Source organism: Pseudomonas sp. IT-P218, assembly GCF_949767605.1.
Classification (GTDB): domain Bacteria; phylum Pseudomonadota; class Gammaproteobacteria; order Pseudomonadales; family Pseudomonadaceae; genus Aquipseudomonas; species Aquipseudomonas putida_AE.
The window spans coordinates 21,576-39,220 of record NZ_CATKQQ010000012.1 but is presented as its reverse complement, the minus strand read 5'-3'; the positions used below and the strand labels follow the sequence as shown (position 1 = coordinate 39,220).

The following is a 17,645-nucleotide window of genomic DNA, read 5'->3' as shown; positions in this document are numbered from 1 at the left end:
CCAGGGGCTATCAATGTTGGTCACCAATTATTAATGATAATTAATAATTTTTAGTTTTGTATGGTGATCGTAAATATATGAATTTTAAGAATATTTTGCAGTTAAAATAATTGATTTCTATGGATTTCTCCAATATCAATTCAGCGTCAAGATTTGGCGACGAGTGGTGATGAATTTTTGACGCTGGTCGTGTCAAAAAATAACTTGATAATAATCCACATATTTCGCAAATGTGATGCTAGTGTTCCTACCTCCAATTAACCCGCACTTGTCTGATTGTAGAGGACGTGCGTCATGCCGACTTCAAATCCTCGGGTTGCGATATTCGGTAATAGAGTTCCGAGCCTGAATCTTCCAGCGCTTGAGCACTTTACCGACTTGGGCAGCCTGCTGGCTGCCGATGCATTTGATGTGATGCTGCTGGACATGCCAGGTGCGTATGCCGGCAAAGTCCTTCGCAAACTGCGCTCACTTCCCTCTTACCGCTACACGCTCATCTACTGCTGTCGTGATCAGGATGGCTGGTGCGAAGCCTTGGGCGATGGCGCGTGCCCTGTGGAAACCAGCGAAATCATAAGGCTCTGGGGCGTATGGCAGGATCGCTTCGGGTTGTTCAATCATGGATCCGCACCGGAACGTTTCGAAAGCCGCGTGCTTTCCTGGCTGTGGTTGCGCGACGGCGCCCAGGTGCTCGCCCTGCGCGATCCGGAGGTGCCTCAGCACTATCGCTATCCATTGCTGGACGTGCTTGCCGATAGCGAGCAGGTCAACGCGTTTGTCTGGCTCAGCCTGATGGTGCAGCAGGACTGGCTGGAGGAGGGGGTCCTGATCGACCGCGTCCGCCTCTGTTCCGATTGTGGTTCGGGACGGCTCAATTACATCGATGTGTGTACCGAATGCCATAGCCTGGACATCGCACGGCAACCGTCACTGCACTGTTTTACCTGTGGTCATGTCGGGGCGCAGGAGTCATTTCTCAAAGATGGGGTGTTGCTGTGCCCCAACTGCCTGAATCGGCTGCGCCACATTGGCAGTGATTACGACCGCCCGATGGAGAATTATCGCTGTCGCTCGTGCCAGGCTTTTTTTGTCGATGCCGAGGTGCAGGCGCGTTGCCTGGATTGCGGCCTGTCGCACACGCCCGACAAGTTGCGCATACGCGAAGTCAGGGATTTCCGCCTGTCCGAGGCCGGGCGTTTCCGTTGCCGGCAGGAGTTCAGTGAGAGAGCGGTGCAGCACTTCGGTCAGCTCAATCTGTTGGGTGGCAAGAATTTTTATGATCTGCTGACCTGGCAAATGCAGATAGTGCGCCGCCATCCGGTGCCTGAGTTTTCCCTGATCGGCCTGCGCTTCGTCAACCTCGCCGGTACGTTGTCGCACCTGGGTGAACAGCGCGGGCATGCCTTCGTTGATAGCGTGGCCGATCGCTTGAAGGAGTCCGTCAGGGAAACGGACCGCTGTTCTCGCAGTACCGAAGAGTTCTTCTGGATCATGCTTCCCCATACCGACGAGAAAGGCCTGGAAATCGTCAAGCAGCGCCTGGGCCGGGTCGCCGAATTGTTTTCGGCGCCGGAGGTCAGCGACGTTACCTTGCGTGTCATCGGCATCACCGCCCCCCAGGATCTACTGGATCAGGAAGATGGCGAGCTGTTACTGGCGCGCCTGGCCGGTGAGATGGGTGATACACCATGAGCCCCTTCCTCGAGCAACTGTTGAACGCACTCAGCGCGCTCGCGGGGCCGGATGGCATGAGCCGCCTGTTCTACATGCTTTTTCCGGCGTTCCTGATGTTCGAGTTGCCGATGATGATCATGGTGATGCTGGGCGTGTTGCGCTGGTTCACCCGTCGGCGCACCAGCGTGCCGAAGATCAGTGTTTATTGCCCGAAGGTCTCTTGCATCATTACCTGCTACAGCGAAGGCATGGACGTCCAGACCACGCTGTTGAGCCTGTGCGAACAAACCTATGGTGGCCACATCGAGATGATTCCGGTGGTGGACGGCGCCACGGTCAACCAGGCGACGCTCAGCGCCGTGCGCAGTTTCAATGTGGACCCGCAGTTGTACCCCAAGCGACATTTACGGCCGATCGCCAAATGGCAGCGGGGCGGAAGGGTGTCGTCCCTCAACGCCGGCCTGTCGCTGGCCGGCGGTGAAATCGTCATGGCGCTCGATGGTGATACATCCTTCGACAACAACATGGTCGCCTCCATCGTACGGCACTTCGAGGACCCCTCGGTACCTGCGGTCGCCGGCAGCCTGCGGGTGCGCAATGTCTGGGGCTCGTGGGTGACGGCGATGCAGGCGCTGGAGTACCTGCTGTCGATCCACATGTCGAAGATCGGCCTGGCGGAATGGAACCTGGTCAACAACGTCTCCGGCGCCTTTGGCGCATTTCGCCGCAGTTTCCTGGTGAAAATCGGTGGCTGGAACACCCACACCGCTGAAGACCTGGACCTGACATTGCGTATCAAGAGCTACTTCAAAAGACATGACCTGAGGATTCCATTCGAGCCCGAAGCGGTAGGGCACACCGATGCCCCGGCGACGCTCAGCCAGTTCCTGATGCAGCGCCTGCGCTGGGATGGCGACCTGTTTTTCCTCTACATCCGAAAGCACAACCACAACATCAGCCCCACGTTACTGGGCTGGCGCACCTTCCTGATGATCCTGCTCACGGGATTCTTCTTTCAGTTGGTTCTGCCGTTCATCATCTTCATCTACACCTTGCTGGCCCTGTTCATTCTGCCGGGCAAGACACTGTTGTTTCTGTTTGCGCTGATCTACCTGCTGTACCTGACAATCACCCTGGTGATGTTCTTGGCCATGTTGGTGATGGTCTCCGACCGGCCCCGACAAGACATGGTGCTGGGCTTGCTGGTGCCTTTCTTCCCGCTGTTCATGCTGCTCCTGCGGTGCTGGAGCGTCGTGGCCATGCTTAACGAGATGTTCCGTCGCGGCCATGAAGAAAGCTCGATGGCACCCTGGTGGGTACTCAAGCGCGCCACGAGGTTCTGACATGCGATCGATACTTCTGGCGGTGACGCTATGGATGCCCTTTGTGATGCTGGCGGTACAGCCCATGACGCTTGAAGCGGCGCCAGCGCAAAAGTGGTCCCAGGCCAGCTATGTGTGGGACAGCGAGGCGTTGCTCGATCCAGGGCAGCGTGCTGCTGAACTGACGGCGCTGCGCAAGGCCGGGATGGAAAAGATCTACCTGGGCCTCAAGGGCGCACAGGTCAAGGACCTGGCCACCACGCGCGAACGCCTGGAGCAATTGCTGCAGGACGCGGCCAGGCAGGGTCTGCAAGTGGGTCTGCTGCTGGGCGATCCTGAATGGTTGAAACCGCAGGAACGCCATCAGCTCACCGATTTGCTGGGCAAATTCCAAGGGCTTTCATTCAGCAGCCTGCACCTGGACCTGGAAGTCGAACAGCTGGGCGTACCGGTGCCCGACCAGCGTTTGCAGGACTTGCTCGACACCTTGCATGCGGCGTCTCGAGCGAGCCCCTGGCCGGTCGAGATTTCCAGCCATCATCGCTGGTTCGCCGAGCCCAAACCCGGACAAACCTGTGTGCCCTGCGGGCTGCCCGATGCTGGCGTGCGCCAGGTCAGCCTGATGATTTATACCCGCAACCCGAAAAACAGCGCACGCATGGCAGAGCAGATCGCCCAGCGCTGGCCCGATCTGCAATTTCGCCTTGCCCAAAGCACGGAGCCACAACTGGATGCCACGGAGTCCTGGGCCGGCGCGTCGACCGAGCAGTTGCAACACCAGAGCAGTGCCTGGCGTGAACAACTGCAACCCCTGGGGATTGCCGGCATTGACTGGCAAGCCTGGCGAGACTTTCCAAAACGGTGAGCCGTCATGAAGATTCGTTTCGATAGTCGTAAAGAATTGAGTCCCACTCAGGAACAGGGTTTGACCGTGCTCTACGCGCCGGGCAAACGCATGGCCTTTCGCGTGCGCTGGTATCTGATCCTGCTGCTGGTCGCCAGCCCGTTGATCTGGCTGGGGGGCAAGCTGGCCTACGGCATGCTGATGATCGACGCGCCGGCGCAGTTGCGCCTGCCGATTCTCGAGGTGCGCGCGCGCGATACCGGTCGGGTCGAGCAATTGTTCGTCAAGGCCGGTGATCAGGTCCGGACCGACCAGCCTTTGGTCAATCTCGACAATCCGGAATGGCGAGCACGGTTATCGCAACTGGCGGCCATGCCGACCCAGACCAGCCCTGCGCGCAACAACAAATTGGGTGGCAACGAACGGCAGTTGCTCAAGACTCGCATCGGCAGGGCGCAGGAAAGGGTGGGCGTGCTTGAAAGTCTGGTTGCAAGAGGGGCGGTGTCGCCTGGCGAGGTGCTGACGGCGAAGTCCGAGCTCGACAGTTTCAGGGCGGATCTGCTGGCGTTCGAGCGCCGTGAGCAACTGGCCAATCAGCCGACGTTGAGCGTTGAGCGCGATGTCGTTCAACAACAGGCTGAACAACAGTGGCTGAAAACCCGCCTGGCTGCGCTGCCGATCAACGCCGCGCAAAGCGGACGCATTGCCGAGGTACTGGTCAATCCTGGCGAAAACGTCGGTGCCGGCACCTTGCTGATGCGCATCGAGCGCCTGGAAGATCCCTTGCTGTGGATCTACCTGGAGCCGTTGAACATCAGCTATGCCGCGATTGGCCAGCCGCTGCGGGTGCGCATGCCGGACGGCGAGTGGTTGAGCGCCCATGTGGTCCAGGCGGTCGACAGCGCCGGCCGTACGCCGACGGTGTTGCGCGGGCCGTTCGCTGCCAGCGAAATGGGCTTGCAGGTCGCCGCCCGGTTCGACCGGCCGCTGCCGCCGCGCTGGCGAATCGATCAACTGCCGTTGAACGTCCGTTTCCCCACTGACTGGCCACAACTGCTCAGTGACAGCCGTGAGTTCATCGATCAAATAGGGGAGTTCATCGCCATGGATCGAACTCCCGACACCAAAAACAGCGTATCGGAGGCTCAATAATGATGACTGCTGAGCGAATCCTGGTCACCGGTGGCGCCGGCTTCATCGGCTCGCACCTTGTCGAAGCCCTGCTCGAACACGGTTACAGCGTCCGAGTCCTGGACGATCTTTCCAGCGGTAAATTATCCAACCTGCCGATTGATCGATGCCATCTGACGTTGGTTGTGGGGGACGTCGCTGACGCGCCGACGGTCGCGCGGGCGATGAAAGACTGCACCGCGGTGGTCCATCTGGCGGCGGTGGCCTCGGTGCAGGCCTCGGTCGACGATCCGATCGCCACTCACCAAAGCAACTTCATCGGTACGTTGAATATTTGTGAAGCCATGCGCCAGGCGGGGGTAAGGCGAGTCGTTTATGCCTCCAGTGCGGCGATCTACGGCAACAACGGCGAAGGCACCGCGATCAGCGAAGACACGCCAAAAAATCCCCTGACGCCCTATGCCGCCGACAAGCTGGCCAGCGAACACTTCCTTGATTTCTATCGTCGCCAGCACGGACTGGAACCGGTCATCCTGCGCTTTTTCAATATCTACGGACCGCGCCAGGACCCTTCGTCGCCTTACTCCGGCGTCATCAGTATTTTCAGCGAGCGAGCACAAAAAAAACTCCCCATCACGGTCTACGGCGATGGGGAGCAAACAAGGGATTTTGTCTACGTCGATGACCTGGTCAAGATCCTGGTACAGGCGGTCGCTGAAGCCAAACCGCGTATGGAACCGGTCAATGTCGGGTTCAACCGCTCCACCAGCGTCAACGATCTGGCGACGATGCTGAGCGAACTGCTGGGATGGCCCCTGGCGCTGACCTACGATGCGCCCCGATCCGGTGACATCCGGCATTCGCGTGCCGAGAACAGCCGTTTGCTGGCACATTTTTCGTTGGAGAAGCCGACCTGTTTTGCAGAGGGCCTGGGTCAGTTGCTCAGAAGTATTGATGCCGGCGGGCGCTAGAGACGGCTTCGGTCTCCAGCAAATGCTCAGCCAGTACATCGTTGAGAAAGCGGAACTGATCGTTGAGCCCGACCACTTCGTTGCTGAAGTGATGACCGGCTGCCGGAATCAGCAGCGCCTCGAATTTTTCGTCGAACATCAGGGTCAATACTTTACGAGACTCGAATTGTTGCGAGTAGTAGTTGGTGCCGAATACCGGGAAGCTCACGGCCAGGGTGACGATGGTGATCATGACGTGCGCTCCTCGGAGAGTAAGAACCAGCCGAATACGCTCAACGTGAAGGCCGTCAGGGCCAGGCAGGTCAGGAGATGGATCAGCATGGTTCGACCCTCCGCTACAGGGATTGGTGTTGGGTTGGAATTGATCCTACGCTGACGGTCGGTGGGCGGAAGGCAATCGTGGCAATGGTGAATATCGATGGGAGTGATGCTCCGGATTTGTTGGTGTCCTTGATGGCCCCATCGCCAGCAGGCTGGCTCCCACAGGGGTTATGGGTGTTCACAAGACTTGTGTTCCACCCCGATCCACTGTGGGAGCCAGCCTGCTGGCGATGGCGGCCTCAAGAGCACCATCAGACCTATACTTTAACCAGGGGCCTCTGAACGCCGAACCTCCCGTTCGGCTCACATTTTCAGGAAACCGCGATCTTGAACCTGCGTTCGCTGATCGTCGCCGTGCTGGTGGTGTTGGCGGGATGCGCCACGGCCCCGCCTGCCCCGGTGGAAGTGCCGCAGATCATGGTGTCTCCCAGCACCTGGCAGCAGGTGGACCGGGAGATTGTCGATGCGTCGCAATCGGCCACCGATCAGGCAAAAATCTACGCCCGCGGGGCCATGGATTACTGGCGCACGCGGGTCTATCAACTGACCGAAGAAAACTTCATTCCCTGGTTCAGCAGTTACTGGACCCAGGAATGGCTGTCGATGAAGGTCAGCTGGTACTCCATCAGTAGTTCCAGGGACGAGCAAAATGCCTCGGAAAAACGCCTGGCGGCCTACCTGCTGGAGAAGTACCAGGAAAAAGTGCTGGCCCCGGCGGCGCTCGAGGTCGACCCGGACGCGATCCTCACCTTGGCAGCAGCGTTCTACGTGGACATTCTCAAGGAAGAACTGCAGAAGATTTCCCAGCGCCATGGCGTGCCGATGGCCCAGCTCAATGGTCGCGTGCGGAAAATTCCGGCGATTGCTCTCGGACCGCCGTCCGCCAGGGACGCCTCGCTGTTCCAGGTGGTGCACACTGAACAGTTGGCCACGTTGCCGGCGTACGCCGCGCTGGTCGACAAGGTGCACAAGGCCGGTGGCGACAAGGGCGTCGGCTCGACCGACACGGCCATGGCCCCGGTGGCCAAACGCGCCAGTAAACGCATTGAAGCGGAGATGGCTCCGCGCGGGGCGGCCAGTGCGGTAGCGGCGGCCGCCGGGAAACTCGCCGGTGCGTTGATCTCTGTTGGCGTTGCGGGCGTGCGGGCGATCATCCAGGCCAACGACCGGCCCGACAGCGAAGCGTTGATTCGCAGCAGCCTGGGTAACACGTTCGACAAGGCCTGGACCAAGCTGCTGCAGAACCCGACCACCGGTGTCATGGCGAGCACCCTGTACATGGCCTCACAGATAGAAGGGAACCTGGCGCAGAGCGCGCAACCGTCGGTCGGTCCGGATGCGGGATCTGTCGATTGGAGTCCGACCCAGTCGACTAACCAGCAGCTCAACCCATGATCCAAGGAGAACGCTCATGTCTTATGTCGATGGTTTTGTCATTGCCGTACCCACCGCCAACCGCGAAAAATTCAGGCAGCACGCCGACATGGCCGCTGCCATTTTCATCGAGAACGGCGCGCTCAGCCTCGCCGAGTGCTGGGGCGACGACGTCCCCGACGGCAAGGTGACCTCGTTTCCCATGGCGGTGAAACTCAAGGAGGATGAAACCGTGGTATTTTCCTGGATCGTCTGGCCGGACAAGGCCACCCGTGACGCCGGGATGGCGAAACTGATGACCGATCCGCGGGTGCAACCGGACGTCAATCCGATGCCGTTCGATGGTCAAAGGATGATTTTCGGCGGGTTTGAAATGATCGTGAAGGCTTGAACCGGCACCGTCGGGTCACTCCGCCGCAGGGGTGATCCGGCAGCTCTTGCGGTTGCGGATTTCGTGATCGCTCGGGCGCTCGCGGATGAACTCGAAACGCGGCTCGCCTTCGCTGTAATGCACCAGCCAGCCCCAATCCAATTCCATTTCGTCCTGGCCTGGCTCTGGCGGCGCGGCCCACCAAGGTTCCTTGCTGAGGATCTGGCGCATACTTGCCTCCGGTTGATTTCGCTTGCATCAACTATAACTGGCATGCCGGCAGACGCCAGAAACGAGAGACCCCGCATGAATGACGACATCCACGAACCTTTCAAACGGCTGTTTTTCGCGCTGGACTGCGCACCCGCACTGCGCAAGGCCATCGGCCAATGGCGCAGTGCCTTGCAACTGCGTAGCGGGCGCCCGGTGCCGGTGGAAAATTTTCACCTGACCCTGAAGTTTCTCGGGGCGGTGGAGATCGCGCAGATTGCCGACATCTGCAGCGCAGCCGCGTCTGTGCGCACGCCGGGGGAACGCCTGACCGTGGAGCTGGATCGCCTGGATGTCTGGCGCAGGGCAGGGGTCCTGGTGCTGGCACCCGAACAGGCATCGCCGGCGTTGTTACGGCTGGTGTATGACCTGGAGCAGGCCTTGTTGCCGTTTGGCCTGGAAGATGCCCCCCGGGAATTTCGCCCGCATTTGACCCTGACACGTGACTACCGGGCGCCGGTGCCGGAGTCCGCTACGCCACCCGAATTTTTCCTGCGTGCCGAGCGCTTCACCTTGTTCGAATCCCACAAGGGCCGCTATCGAGCGTTAGCCGAGTGGCCGTTGAGCGGTGCCTGAGCCAAAACAAAAAAGGCGCCCGAGGGCGCCAAACTTCACCTTAACCGAGGAGCCAGGTGAGTGATGCAGCGGTGGTAAGGCGCTGCATGAATATAAAAAATGTACGCAACCCCCTGTAGGAGCTGCCGCAGGCTGCGATCTTTTGATCTTGATCTTGAAAAAGCAAAGATCAAAAGATCGCAGCCTGCGGCAGCTCCTACCAGAGCAGAATTACTTACCCAACTTCACCTTGGTCCAGCCCCGGGTCATGATCCGCTGCACCGCAATCGGCTGGTCAGGAACGGCATACAAGGTCGCCATCACCGCTTCTGGCGGATACGAGCCCGGTTCGTTGCGAATCGCCTCATCCACCAACGGCGTCGCGGCCGAGTTGGCGTTGCTGTAGCCGATGTTGTTGGTGATCTCGGCGATGATGTCCGGGCGCATCAGGAAGTTCATGAACTGGTAGGCGTTGTCGACGTTGGCGGCATCGCGCGGGATGGCGACCATGTCATAGAAGCTGCCGGCGCCTTCCTTCGGGATGCTGTAGTCGATCTTCACCTTGTCCCCGGCTTCCTCGGCGCGGGCCTTGGCCTGCAGCACGTCACCGGAATAACCGACGGCTACGCAGATGTTGCCGTTGGCCAGGTCCGAGATGTACTTCGAGGAATGGAAATACGCCACCGACGGGCGGATTTTCATGAACAGCGCTTCGGCTTCGGCGATGTGCGCCTTGTCCTGATCGTTCACCGGGTAGCCCAGGTAGTGCAGGGCGGCCGGGATCATCTCGGTGGGCGAATCGAGGAAACTGATGCCGCAGGCCTTGAGCTTTTCCGCGTTTTCCGGCTTGAACAGCAGGTCCCAGGAGTTGGTCGGGGCGTTGGCGCCGAGCACTTCCTTGACCTTCTGCGGGTTGAAGCCGATGCCGATCGAGCCCCACATGTACGGGAAGGCGTGGGCGTTATCCGGGTCGCTGGCGGAGGCGTTTTTCAGCAGCACCGGATTGAGGTTTTTCCAGTTCGGCAGCTTCGACTTGTCCAGCTCCTGGTAGACCCCGGCCTTGATCTGCTTGGCCAGGAAGCTGTTGGACGGCACGACCAGGTCGTAGCCGGACTTGCCCGCCAGCAGGCGGGCCTCCAGGGTTTCGTTGCTGTCGAACACATCGTAGGTCACGCGGATGCCGGTCTCGTCTTCGAACTTCTTGACGGTGTCCGGGGCAATGTAATCCGACCAGTTATAGACGCGCAGAACCTTGTCATTGGCCTGGGCGCCCGAGGCGATCGCGCCCAATAAGGACAGTGTCAGCAGAGTCCTGCCAAACATTTTCATCGGTACAACTCCATTCTTTTTATTCAAACGCAAAATCTGTGAAACGCGACGGCCTAGGCCGTCGCTTCTACCATTTGCTTTTTCGGTTGTTGCCAGGATTCGCTCGCCGTCTGGTCCATCGCTTCCTGGATCGCTCGCTTACGGCTGGCTTCGGCACGGCGGCTGAAGTACCAGACCATGAAGGTCACGATCGACACGGCCAACAGGATCAGGCTGGCCACGGCGTTGATCTCCGGTTTCACGCCCAGGCGCACCGCCGAGAACACTTCCATCGGCAGGGTGGTGGAGCCCGGGCCCGAGACGAAGCTCGCCAGCACCAGGTCATCCAGCGACAGGGCGAACGACATCATGCCGCCGGCCGCCAGTGATGGCGCGATCATCGGGATGGTGATCAGGAAAAACACCTTGAACGGCTTGGCACCCAGGTCCATGGCCGCTTCTTCGATGGACAGGTCCAGCTCGCGAAGGCGGGCGGAGACTACCACCGCAACGTAGGCGGCACAAAACGTGGTGTGGGCGATCCAGATCGTGACGATGCCACGCTCCATCGGCCAGCCGATCATCTGCGCCATGGCCACGAACAGCAGCAACAGCGACAGACCGGTGATCACTTCCGGCATCACCAGCGGCGCTGTCACCAGGCCGCCGAACAGCGTGCGGCCCTTGAAGCGGGTGACGCGCGTCAGCACGAACGCGGCCAGCGTGCCCAGTGCGACGGCGGCAATCGCGGTGTAGCAGGCGATCTCCAGGGAACGCAGCACCGAGCCCATCAGTTGCGAGTTGTCGAGCAGGCCGGCGTACCACTTGAACGACCAGCCACCCCACACCGTCACCAGCTTCGAGGCGTTGAACGAGTAGATCACCAGGATCAGCATCGGCAGGTAGATGAACGACAGGCCGAAAAACAGCATGAACTTTGAAAATCCGAAGCGTTTCATCCCCGTGCCTCCATCTCTTTGGCTTGACTGCGGTTGAACAGCAGGATCGGCACAATCAGGATCAACAGCATCACCACCGCCAGGGCGGACGCCACCGGCCAGTCGCGGTTGTTGAAGAACTCCTGCCACAGCACGCGGCCGATCATCAGGGTCTCGGGACCGCCCAACAGCTCCGGAATCACGAACTCACCCACCACCGGAATAAACACCAGCATGCAGCCTGCGATGATGCCGTTCTTGGCCAGCGGCACGGTGATTTTCCAGAAGTTGTTGAAGTTGCTCGAGCCCAGGTCGGACGCGGCTTCCAGCAGGCTGCCATCGTGCTTGACCAGGTTGGCGTACAGCGGCAGCACCATGAACGGCAGATACGCATAGACCACGCCGATATAAACAGCGGTGTTGGTGTTGAGGATCTCGATCGGGTGCGAAGTCAGCCCGGTCCACATCAGGAAACCATTGAGCAAGCCGTTGTTGCTGAGAATGCCCATCCACGCGTAAACGCGGATCAGGATTGCGGTCCAGGTCGGCATCATGATCAACAGCAGCAGGACGTTTTGCGCTTCCTTGCTGGTCTTGGTGATGGCATAGGCCATCGGAAAACCGATCACCAGGCACATCAGCGTGCTGAGCAATGCAACCTTCAACGAACCGAGGTAAGCCGACAGGTACAACTCGTCTTCGCCCAGCAAGGTGTAGTTGCCGATGTTGAGCAACAGGTTGAATTTCTGCTCGGCGTAGGTGTAGATCTCCGAGTAGGGCGGAATGGCCAGGGCCGCTTCCGAGAAGCTGATCTTCATCACCAGGAAGAACGGCAACAGGAAGAACAGGCACAGCCACAGGAATGGGATGCCGATGACCAGTTTTCGTCCGCTGGGCACCAGGCGCAGCAATTGCTGATTGAAGGTTTTCATGCGCGCAGTACCACGCCGCTGTCGTCTTCCCACCACACGTAGACCTGATCGTCCCAGGTCGGACGCGCACCACGGCGCTCGGCGTTGGCCATGAACGATTGCACGACCTTGCCGCCCGGCAACTTGACGTAGAACACCGAGTGACCGCCGAGGTAGGCGATGTCATGCACCTTGCCGCTGGACCAGTTGTAGCGGGCGTCCGGCTGGGTGGTGCTGACCAGCAGTTTTTCCGGGCGGATGGCGTAGGTGATCGACTTGTCCTGCACTGACGTACTGACGCCATGGCCGACGTAGATCTTCTGCTCCAGGTCCGCGCTGTGAATGATCGCGTGGCCTTCCAGGTCTTCCACCACGGTGCCTTCGAAGGCGTTCACGTTGCCGATGAATTCGCAGACCATGCGGCTGACCGGCGCTTCATAGATGTCGACCGGGCTGCCGATCTGGGCGATCCAGCCCAGGTGCATGATCGCGATGCGCTGGGCCATGGTCATGGCTTCTTCCTGGTCGTGGGTCACCATGACGCAGGTCACGCCGACGCGCTCGATGATCTCAACCAGCTCCAGCTGCATCTGCGAGCGCAGCTTTTTATCCAGCGCGCCCATGGGTTCGTCGAGCAACAGCAGCTTCGGACGCTTTGCCAGGGAGCGGGCCAGGGCTACACGCTGACGCTGGCCGCCTGATAACTGATGGGGTTTGCGCTTGGCGTACTGGGTCATGTGCACCAGGCGCAGCATTTCTTCCACACGGGCGTCGATTTCAGCGGCGGGCAAACGATCCTGCTTGAGGCCGAAGGCGATGTTCTGCGCCACCGTCATGTGCGGGAACAGGGCGTAGGACTGGAACATCATGTTGATCGGCCGCTCGTAGGGCGGCATGTCGGTGATGTCGACGCCGTCGAGCAGGATCCGGCCTTCGGTCGGGCGCTCGAAGCCGGCGAGCATGCGCAGCAGCGTCGATTTGCCGGAACCGGAACCACCGAGCAGGGCAAAGATCTCGCCCTGATGGATTTCCAGGGACACATCGTCCACGGCGGTGGTCTCGTCGAATTTCTTGGTGACGCGATCGACTTTCACCAACACCTTTTTCGGTGCCTGGTGACCCTCAAGAGCCTTCCTGTAGATGCTGGAGGCGTTTGCCATGTGAAACTCCCAACAGGTTTCAGTCGTCGGGCCAACGCGGCCTGACTTAATAGTTGATTGCAAACCCTGCAGTAAGGCGCCAATCAGGACGCGGTCTCTGTAGGAGCTGGCTTGCCAGCGAAGGCGGCTTTCCAGTCAACGATGATGTCGGCTGAAAGGGCCTCTTCGCTGGCAAGCCAGCTCCTACAAGGTATTGCGCATGCCTGACGGGCACTCCACTCGGGTTAATTCGGCGCCGCCGTCCTGGCTGCCTGGTAGTGCTTGTTGTTATTGCAGTGTGTTGTTTTCGCGGGCGAGAGGCGCGCAAAAGCCCGCCTGCCCGCTCGCGGGGGCAGTAAATGGTTTGATCGTTTATGGCGTCAGCGTGAGTTACGCAGCGCCGCCCGTTGCCGGCACGCGTCGCCAAACGCCTGGAAGATCTTCAGGTAGGGCGGGTTGTCCAGCACCTGCCATTCCGGGTGCCATTGCACACCGAGGGCAAATGCCTTGCTGTTCTCCACCGAGACCGCTTCGATCAAGCCATCCGGCGCGAGTGCTTCGGCGCGCAGGCCGGGAGCGAGTCGGTCGATCCCTTGGCTGTGAATCGAATTGACCTGGAACACCGGCGGCAGATCCAGCGCCTGGAACACACCGCCCGGTTGCACATCGACGGCATGGGCCGGTGCGTATTGCACCGCCAGATCCGGATGGTTGGCCTCGCGATGATCGAGGAAGCCGGGAAGTTCATGGACCTTCTGATGCAGGCTGCCACCGAACGCCACGTTCATCTCCTGGAAGCCGCGGCAGATGCCGAGCACGGGAACGCCAGCGGCGATGGCCGCGCGAATCAGGGGAAGGGTGGTGCGATCCCGCTGGGGATCGTGTTCCGTGCCGGGAGCGCTGTCGGGGCCTTGATAGTGGAAGGGTTCCACATTCGATGGCGAGCCGGTCAGCAACAGACCATCGAGCTGCGGGAGCAGGTCCTCGATTTCGGTCAGTTCGCCCAGGGAAGGAATGACGACAGGCAGCCCCAGTGCCGCAACGCTGACAGCACGCAAGTACTTGTCGCCGCTGACATGGTAGGGGTGCAGGCCAATCTGTTTGACGCATGCAGTAACGCCGATCAATGGCTTGAATGCCATTTTTATCACCTCGAAGTTTCACACTTGAACGAGCTTTTCCGGAGCTTAGCCTTGTTGATTTTAATTAACAACTCTCATGTAAAAAATTCTAAACGCCGCACGTCCGAAGCTGAGGATTTACGCGTGTTCCAGGGATGATCTGGCACTCTCGTGCCTCTGAGAGGCCCGAAAATAAACGTTTAAAGGCAAGGTGTTCGCTATTGACTTCACTTTGTCTTTCGGATTGACTGGCTACGTGAAAGGGCGGTGAACATAATAATTAACAGTAAAAAATAGGTGCATCATGTCGGTCCCTCTGCGTACCGTTCAACTCAACGAAGCAAACGCATTCCTTAAGAAATATCCTGAGGTTTTGTACGTCGACCTTCTGATTGCGGATATGAACGGTGTGGTGCGCGGTAAGCGCATCGAACGCACCAGTCTTCATAAGGTTTACGAGAAAGGCATCAACCTGCCGGCGTCCCTGTTTGCCCTGGACATCAATGGCTCCACGGTGGAAAGCACCGGCCTGGGTCTGGACATCGGCGACTCCGACCGGATCTGCTACCCGATCCCCGGCACCCTGAGCATCGAGCCATGGCAGAAGCGCCCAACCGCGCAACTGCTGATGACCATGCACGAACTCGAAGGCCAGCCATTCTTCGCCGACCCGCGGGAAGTCCTGGCCAACGTGGTGCGCAAGTTCGACGAGATGGGCCTGACCATCTGCGCCGCGTTCGAACTGGAGTTCTACCTGATCGACCAGGACAACGTGAACGGTCGTCCGCAGTCGCCACGTTCGCCGGTGTCCGGCAAGCGTCCGATGTCGACCCAGGTGTACCTGATCGACGACCTCGACGAGTACGTCGACTGCCTGCAAGACATCCTCGAAGGCGCGAAAGAGCAGGGCATCCCGGCTGACGCCATCGTCAAGGAAAGCGCCCCGGCGCAGTTCGAAGTCAACCTGCACCACGTGGCCGACCCTATAAAGGCATGCGACTACGCGGTCCTGCTCAAGCGTCTGGTGAAAAACATCGCCTACGACCACGAGATGGACACCACCTTCATGGCCAAGCCGTATCCGGGCCAGGCGGGTAACGGTCTGCACGTGCACATTTCGATTCTCGACAAGGAAGGCAACAACATCTTTGCCAGCGAGGATCCCGAGCAGAACGCCGCGCTGCGTCACGCGATCGGCGGTGTGCTCGAGACCCTGCCGGCGCAGATGGCGTTCCTCTGCCCGAACGTCAACTCCTACCGTCGCTTCGGCGCGCAGTTCTACGTGCCGAACTCGCCGAGCTGGGGCGTCGACAACCGTACCGTGGCGGTCCGCGTGCCAACCGGTTCACCGGATGCCGTGCGCATCGAACACCGCGTGGCCGGTGCCGATGCCAACCCGTACCTGTTGATGGCCTCGGTATTGGCCGGCGTGCACCACGGCCTGACCAACCAGATCGAGCCGGGCGCCCCGGTGGAAGGCAACAGCTACGAGCAGAACGAGCAGAGCCTGCCGAACAACCTGCGCGATGCCCTGCGCGAGCTGGACGACAGCGAAGTCATGGCCAAGTACATCGACCCGATGTACATCGACGTGTTCGTGGCGTGCAAGGAAAGCGAGCTGGCCGAGTTCGAGAACTCCATCTCCGACCTTGAGTACAACTGGTACTTGCATACCGTCTGATTAGTCGGTTCAACACGATCAAATGTGGGAGCGGGCTTGCTCGCGAAAGCGGAGTGTCAGGCGACATCAATATTGGATGTGCCGGCGCCTTCGCGAGCAAGCCCGCTCCCACAGGGATCGCATTTCAAATTTGAATTGGCGGGCGTCGGCCTGACGATCACCTATTCCCCTGCGTCGAGTCACAACCATGACAACTACTCGCAGCGACTGGGAGCAACGCTTCCAGTCCCTGACAATCGAAAGCCGTGCCTTCATTGACGGCCAATACTGCGCAGCCGCCAGCGGTGCGACGTTCGAATGCATCAGCCCGGTAGACGGCCGTTTCCTGGCCAACGTCGCCAGCACCGACGAAGCCGACGCCAACCTGGCCGTCGCCGTCGCCCGCCGCACCTTCGAATCCGGCGTCTGGTCCGGGCTGGCCCCGGCCGAGCGCAAGCGCATCCTGATCCGCTTCGCCGACCTGATCCTGGCCAACCAGGAAGAACTGGCGCTGCTCGAAACCCTCGACATGGGCAAGCCGATCGGCGATTCGCTGGCCATCGACATTCCGGCCACCGCCAATGCGATCCGCTGGACCGCCGAAGCCATCGACAAGATCTACGACGAAGTGGCCGCCACCCCCCACGACCAACTGGGCCTGGTGACGCGCGAAGCGGCCGGCGTAGTAGCGGCCATCGTGCCGTGGAACTTCCCGCTGATCATGGCCAGCTGGAAATTCGCCCCGGCCCTGGCGATGGGCAACTCGTTCATCCTCAAGCCTTCGGAAAAGTCGCCGCTGACAGCCATTCGCATCGCGCAGCTGGCGCTGGATGCGGGCATCCCCAAAGGCGTGTTCAACGTGCTGCCGGGTTTCGGCCACACCGTCGGCAAGGCGCTGGCGTTGCACATGGACGTCGACGTGCTGGCCTTCACCGGCTCCACGGCGATTGCCAAGCAACTGATGATCTATGCCGGGCAAAGCAACATGAAACGCGTCTGGGCTGAAGCCGGTGGCAAGAGCGCCAACGTGGTGTTCGCCGATGCGCCGGACTTGCGCGCCGCCGCGCAGGCCGCCGCCGGGGCCATTGCCTTCAACCAGGGCGAGGTCTGCACCGCCGGCTCGCGTCTGCTGGTGGAGCGCTCCATCCGCGAGCAGTTCATCCCGCTGCTGGTGGAGGCCCTGCAAGGCTGGAAACCGGGGCACGCGCTCGATCCTGCGACCACCGTCGGCGCGGTGGTGGACCAGCGTCAACTGGACAACGTGCTGCGCTACATCGACATCGGCAAGGAGCAGGGCGCCCGGTTGATCGCGGGCGGCAGCCGCACCCTCGAAGACACCGGCGGTCTCTACGTCGAGCCGGCGATTTTTGACGGCGTGACCAACGCCATGACCATCGCCCAGGAAGAAATTTTCGGCCCGGTGTTGTCGGTGATCACCTTCGACACCCCTGAAGAAGCCCTGGCGATCGCCAACGACAGTATCTACGGACTGGCCGCCGGCGTGTGGACCAGCAACCTGAGCAGGGCCCACACCTTCGCCCGTGGCCTGCGTGCCGGCAGCATCTGGGTCAACCAGTACGACGGCGGCGACATGACCGCGCCGTTCGGCGGGTTCAAGCAGTCGGGCAATGGCCGGGACAAATCGCTGCATGCGTTCGACAAGTACACCGAACTGAAAGCGACCTGGATCAAGCTCTAATAACAATAAAGCGGCGGTCGCCGGCTCTTTGCGGCGG

General features: G+C 60.1%; 17 protein-coding genes. 10 read left to right on the top strand and 7 right to left on the bottom strand.

The features are described from left to right. The first annotated feature begins 294 nt into the window (after positions 1–294). The 5 genes from ACM6I6_RS12115 to ACM6I6_RS12095 are packed head-to-tail and all read left to right on the top strand — an operon-like array spanning position 295 to position 5,942. On the top strand, positions 295–1,692 hold the full coding sequence (locus tag ACM6I6_RS12115) for a diguanylate cyclase domain-containing protein (protein ID WP_323608562.1): 1,398 nt from the start codon (positions 295–297) through the stop codon (positions 1,690–1,692). Then, positions 1,689–3,017 (top strand): glycosyltransferase, encoded by a 1,329-nt coding sequence (locus ACM6I6_RS12110; RefSeq protein WP_323628318.1) that lies wholly within the window; start codon positions 1,689–1,691, stop codon positions 3,015–3,017. Before ACM6I6_RS12115 ends, ACM6I6_RS12110 begins: the two co-directional genes overlap by 4 nt. Position 3,018: 1 nt before the next feature. Next, positions 3,019–3,861 carry a hypothetical protein gene (locus tag ACM6I6_RS12105; RefSeq protein ID WP_414919940.1) on the top strand — a complete coding sequence of 281 codons (843 nt, stop codon included), beginning with the start codon at positions 3,019–3,021 and terminating at the stop codon, positions 3,859–3,861. A gap of 6 nt (positions 3,862–3,867) precedes the next feature. Beyond that, entirely contained in the window at positions 3,868–4,992 is a 1,125-nt protein-coding gene (locus ACM6I6_RS12100; RefSeq protein WP_274077570.1) for an HlyD family secretion protein, read from the top strand. 2 nt (positions 4,993–4,994) lie between these two features. Continuing rightward, on the top strand, positions 4,995–5,942 hold the full coding sequence (locus tag ACM6I6_RS12095) for an NAD-dependent epimerase/dehydratase family protein (RefSeq protein WP_323608564.1): 948 nt from the start codon (positions 4,995–4,997) through the stop codon (positions 5,940–5,942). On the opposite strand, the gene ACM6I6_RS12090 is transcribed toward ACM6I6_RS12095, so the two are convergent. Continuing rightward, on the bottom strand, positions 5,914–6,174 hold the full coding sequence (locus ACM6I6_RS12090) for a hypothetical protein (RefSeq protein WP_414919939.1): 261 nt from the start codon (positions 6,172–6,174) through the stop codon (positions 5,914–5,916). The genes ACM6I6_RS12095 and ACM6I6_RS12090 overlap by 29 nt on opposite strands. Positions 6,175–6,590: 416 nt before the next feature. Here ACM6I6_RS12090 and ACM6I6_RS12085 point away from each other — a divergent pair, with 416 nt between their 5' ends. Further along, positions 6,591–7,658, top strand: a complete 1,068-nt coding sequence (locus tag ACM6I6_RS12085; RefSeq protein WP_414919938.1) for a hypothetical protein — start codon at positions 6,591–6,593, stop codon at positions 7,656–7,658. 16 nt (positions 7,659–7,674) lie between these two features. Further along, positions 7,675–8,028 carry a DUF1428 domain-containing protein gene (locus ACM6I6_RS12080; protein WP_323608568.1) on the top strand — a complete coding sequence of 118 codons (354 nt, stop codon included), beginning with the start codon at positions 7,675–7,677 and terminating at the stop codon, positions 8,026–8,028. 15 nt (positions 8,029–8,043) lie between these two features. Here the strand turns inward: ACM6I6_RS12080 and ACM6I6_RS12075 are convergent, their stop codons facing one another. Then, positions 8,044–8,238: a hypothetical protein gene (locus tag ACM6I6_RS12075; protein ID WP_274077574.1), complete on the bottom strand. Its 195-nt coding sequence runs from the start codon at positions 8,236–8,238 to the stop codon at positions 8,044–8,046. A 75-nt stretch (positions 8,239–8,313) separates the two neighbouring features. On the opposite strand from ACM6I6_RS12075, the gene thpR reads away from it, so the two are divergent. Continuing rightward, positions 8,314–8,853, top strand: a complete 540-nt coding sequence (thpR, locus tag ACM6I6_RS12070; protein WP_414919937.1) for an RNA 2',3'-cyclic phosphodiesterase — start codon at positions 8,314–8,316, stop codon at positions 8,851–8,853. Positions 8,854–9,063: 210 nt separating this feature from the next. Here thpR and ACM6I6_RS12065 read toward each other — a convergent pair whose 3' ends face one another. The 5 genes from ACM6I6_RS12065 to ACM6I6_RS12045 all read right to left on the bottom strand — a co-directional run bounded on the left by ACM6I6_RS12065 (position 9,064) and on the right by ACM6I6_RS12045 (position 14,270). Continuing rightward, positions 9,064–10,161: a polyamine ABC transporter substrate-binding protein gene (locus ACM6I6_RS12065; RefSeq protein WP_414919936.1), complete on the bottom strand. Its 1,098-nt coding sequence runs from the start codon at positions 10,159–10,161 to the stop codon at positions 9,064–9,066. Positions 10,162–10,214: 53 nt separating this feature from the next. Continuing rightward, positions 10,215–11,099 (bottom strand): ABC transporter permease subunit, encoded by an 885-nt coding sequence (locus tag ACM6I6_RS12060; RefSeq protein ID WP_406590837.1) that lies wholly within the window; start codon positions 11,097–11,099, stop codon positions 10,215–10,217. Then, the gene (locus ACM6I6_RS12055) at positions 11,096–11,977 is read right to left on the bottom strand and encodes an ABC transporter permease subunit (protein ID WP_274077601.1); all 882 of its coding nucleotides are present in this window, start codon (positions 11,975–11,977) and stop codon (positions 11,096–11,098) included. Before ACM6I6_RS12055 ends, ACM6I6_RS12060 begins: the two co-directional genes overlap by 4 nt. A gap of 29 nt (positions 11,978–12,006) precedes the next feature. Then, positions 12,007–13,149 carry a polyamine ABC transporter ATP-binding protein gene (gene potA / locus ACM6I6_RS12050; protein WP_274077578.1) on the bottom strand — a complete coding sequence of 381 codons (1,143 nt, stop codon included), beginning with the start codon at positions 13,147–13,149 and terminating at the stop codon, positions 12,007–12,009. A gap of 359 nt (positions 13,150–13,508) precedes the next feature. Further along, positions 13,509–14,270 (bottom strand): gamma-glutamyl-gamma-aminobutyrate hydrolase family protein, encoded by a 762-nt coding sequence (locus ACM6I6_RS12045; RefSeq protein ID WP_274077579.1) that lies wholly within the window; start codon positions 14,268–14,270, stop codon positions 13,509–13,511. A 283-nt stretch (positions 14,271–14,553) separates the two neighbouring features. Here ACM6I6_RS12045 and ACM6I6_RS12040 point away from each other — a divergent pair, with 283 nt between their 5' ends. Then, the gene (locus tag ACM6I6_RS12040) at positions 14,554–15,930 is read left to right on the top strand and encodes a glutamine synthetase family protein (protein ID WP_274077580.1); all 1,377 of its coding nucleotides are present in this window, start codon (positions 14,554–14,556) and stop codon (positions 15,928–15,930) included. Between the two features lie 187 nt (positions 15,931–16,117). Next, entirely contained in the window at positions 16,118–17,608 is a 1,491-nt protein-coding gene (locus ACM6I6_RS12035) for an aldehyde dehydrogenase (protein WP_323608573.1), read from the top strand. The last annotated feature ends 37 nt before the right edge of the window (positions 17,609–17,645 follow it).